The organism is Collinsella sp. OF02-10, from assembly GCF_003463445.1.
Classification (GTDB): Bacteria; Actinomycetota; Coriobacteriia; order Coriobacteriales; family Coriobacteriaceae; genus Collinsella.
Genome location: NZ_QSCW01000002.1, coordinates 1 through 3469, shown reverse-complemented (window position 1 = coordinate 3469; position 3469 = coordinate 1). Strand labels below are relative to the sequence as shown.

General features: G+C 60.2%; 1 protein-coding gene. It reads right to left on the bottom strand.

What is annotated here, in order from left to right; genetic code table 11:
- Positions 1-152: 152 nt before the first annotated feature.
- Positions 153-3428, bottom strand: a complete 3276-nt coding sequence (locus DXA43_RS01585; RefSeq protein ID WP_147344711.1) for a CAP domain-containing protein — start codon at positions 3426-3428, stop codon at positions 153-155.
- Positions 3429-3469: the final 41 nt, after the last annotated feature.

The following is a 3469-nucleotide window of genomic DNA, read 5'->3' as shown; positions in this document are numbered from 1 at the left end:
TCGGTAGCTTCTGCGGCTGCCGACCGGGCTTTTTATACCAACGCAAAGAAAGGCCGGCGCGCTGCATTTAACAGCGCGGGGGCCTTATCGTTTGGCTAACGAGACGGTCCCGTTATGAATTGAAGTTCGTTGCAGAAACTACGCTCGAAACGCTACATCTGCTTGCGACGACGATCGCCGAGCGTCACACCCGCGGCAACGAGCGTAATGCCGCCGATGACGAAGACCTCACCTGCAAGCGCGGAGGTATCGCCCGTCTGAGCAAGTGCACCGTCCGTGGCCTTCTTCTTGGCGACAGGAGCCTTTGCGGCAGCCTGCGCAACCTGAGGCTTGGCCTGCGGCTCAGCCTTGGGATGATACTTGTCGTACTCGGCCTGCGCGGCAGCCAGGGCATCCTTGGCATCGCCAAGCTCGGCAAGCGCGGCGGCATAGGCGTCGTTGGCATCGGACAGCTTGGCATCGGCATCGCTCAGAGCAGTCTTGAGGCCAGCGGCGGCATCGACGGCGGCCTTATAGCGAGCGTAGGCAGCGTTCAGCTTAACCAGCTTCTCGTTGCCCGTCGTGCCCGCGGCAAGGGATGCCTTATGGTCGACAGCCTCAAGATCGGCCTTGAGTGCCTCATCGCTGGCAAGCTCGGCCTTGGCCTTGACGATCTCGAAGTTCGCATCGACGACGGCTTCGTTGGCGGCCTCGAGCTGCTTCTGGGCATCGGCGACACCGGCGACGGCAGCGTCATAGGCGGCCTTGGCGTCGTCGACCGCCTTCTGGGCACCGGCGAAGCGCTCGAAGGCCTTGTTTGCGGTGGCAAGCTCGTCCTCGGCGGCCTTGGCCTTCGCCTGTGCGTCGGACAGGGCCTGCTTCTTGGCATCAACTGCCTGCTTGGCGTCCGAAAGAGTGGTCGCGGCGTGCGTATCTGCGGCCCGAGCCTTGTCAACGCCAGCTTGGGCAGCGTCGTCGGCCTTCTTGGCATCGTCAAGCGTGCCCTGCTTGTTCGCAAGGTCCGTCTTGGCGGCATCGCACTTGGCGGTAAGGTCCTTGACCGAAGCCGTGGCGTTGCCATACGCCTCATTGGCCTGATCGGACTTTGCCTTGGCGGCATCGCGGGCGCTGCGAGCCTTCGCCTTGTGAGCAGCGGCATCGGCTGCCTTCGTCTTGCTGTCAGCAAGCGTGGCGTTTGCCTTATCGAGAGCTGCCTGGGCAGTAGCGGCCTCGCTCTTGGCGGCGTCGAGCTTGGTCTTGGGCGTCTTGACGTCGATACCCTTGAGTTTGGCTTCGGCGGCGTCGTATGCCGTCTTCGCGGCGGCGGTGCCGGACTTAGCCTTCTCGTACTCGCCCTTGGCGGTGTTCACGTTCGTGTCGGCCGCGGTATAGGCGTCGCGAGTGCTTTCTTGCTTATCCAATGCGTTAGAATAAGCCGTTCCAGCAGTCCCGAAGTTCTTCTGCGCCTCTGCCAGCTTATTCTGAAGCTGCTTCAGCTGTTCCTTCTGCTCCTGCGTGCCGCCTGCGTTGTATGCGGAATCGATGTAGTCGTTCAGGAGCTTCTTGAACTCGGAGACAGTGAAATCAGCCTGACTGTCAAAAGAGCTGTAATCGAAGATAGTTACCTCGGAATCGGTGTTCTTACCGCTACCAGTTGCGATGCCGATAGCCTTCGTGCCCGCATCGATGATGTTGAGATAGTGCCCACACTCATGGTAGATGCTTTTGTAGTGCTGCCAGATATAGGAGGAATCATATCGATGGTTTCCAAGGTCACTATTCTTCTCGACGTACTTATCGAATGCCTCTTTTTCCTGAGTGTAGAGACCGGTATATGGCCAGCCTAGGGTGTCCTCAGTCTCGCCGCCGGTATATGCACCGCCACCGCCAGCAAGATTTTCACCGTTATCCCAGTAGCAGTCCGAGTGTCCCCAGATGTTCGATGAATATGATGTATTAAGGGCGGCTGCCGCAGTCATGCGGAGGCTGACGCTGAGCGCCGACTGGCCGTTCGCCTTGCGGAGGTTGTTCTGGGTATCGAGATATGTCAGGGCGTTGCGCATCTGCTTCAAGGAAAGCGGGTTGGTGTCGCGAGACATGTCCTGATCGACGTACTGGTCATACCATTCGGCCTTGTCATCAGCACCGGTCAGCATCGACACGGCATCTTGGGCATTCTTTTTCTGCGTTGCCGTGAACTGGCTGCCGCCGATGATGTAGTTCATGAAGCCGAACATACCCTGGCTGATGACATTCTGGTCTACGGTCATGTTCGACTTGAGGTCGGCAATCTGCTGGTTAAGCTTGTCGACCTCGGCGTTTGCGGCGTCGTATGCATTGTGCGCGTCGGTTACTTCAGCACGAGCCTGATCGAACTCGTTGCTCTTCTGCTGACGAACCTCGACGAGTCGGTCGTACTCCGCCTTCTTGTCGGCCTCGGTCTGCTGCGCCTTCTCGTATGCGGCCTTGGCGGCGTCGCGCTCGCTGGCGGCGGCGTTGTACTCCTTGTTTGCCGCATCGTATGCAGACTGGGCAGATGCCACAGCAGCGTTGGCGGCGTTGGCCTTCTCCTGCGCGGCGGTGACGGTAGTCTGCGCAGCCTGCAGGTTCGCCTGTGCGGTGGCGTCTGCAGTCGTCGCGGCATCGAGCGCGGCCTGCGCGGTCGCGAGCTCGCTGGCGGCAGTGACCTTGGCAGCCTCGAGCGCGTTCAAATCGATACCCGTGCCCGAGACAGCTGCATCGAGTGCAGCCTGCGCCTGGTCGAGCTTCTGCCGGGCGTTATCGCGCGCGGTGGTTGCGGCTGCGAGAGCAGCGGCAGTCTCCTGCTTCTTGGCCTGGGCAGTCGTCAAAGCCGCCTCGGTATTCTGCTTTTCCTGCTGGGCGCTGGCCTCGGCAGCCTTGGCCTGGTCCAGATTGGCCTGTGCAGTAGTAACGGCCTTATTGGCGTCATCGAGCTTTGCCTGCGCGTCCTCGACGGCCTTCTTGGCGGCCTCGTACTCGTCCATACCCATGGCCTCGAGCTTGGCCTGGGCATCGTCGAGGGCCTTCTTGGCCTCATCCTGCTTTGCCTTGGCGTCCTTGAGCGCCTGGGTCTTATCCTCGACACTCTTGTTGGCTTGATCGAGCTGATCGTTCAGGTCGCCCAGCTTCTTCTGCTGCTGCTCGGTCTTTTCGACGGCGGCTTTGAGCTCGTCAATCTTCTCCTGGAGCGCGGCGACTTCTGCTGCGTTCTGCTCGATTTCGTTGTCGCTCACAGCCTGCGAGGCCTGATTCTTTTGCTGCTGCGCCTGCTTTTGAGACTGGCCCGCCGCATCGGCGTTCTTCTGGGCGGCATCGTAGGCGGCCTGAGCGTCCTTGAGCTGCTTTGCCGACTCCTCGGCCAGCTGGGCAGCCGTCTTTACGACCGCTTGGTTACCGGCGGCAACGGTGTTCTCTACAGAACTACCCATTACAGTCTGAAATAGGCCATCGATAAATTTCGATGGCGAGC

Excerpts from the sequence above, each read along its gene's own strand:
- DXA43_RS01585 (WP_147344711.1), bottom strand. The coding sequence starts at position 3,428 with ATGGGTAGTTCTGTAGAGAACACCGTTGCCGCCGGTAACCAAGCGGTC.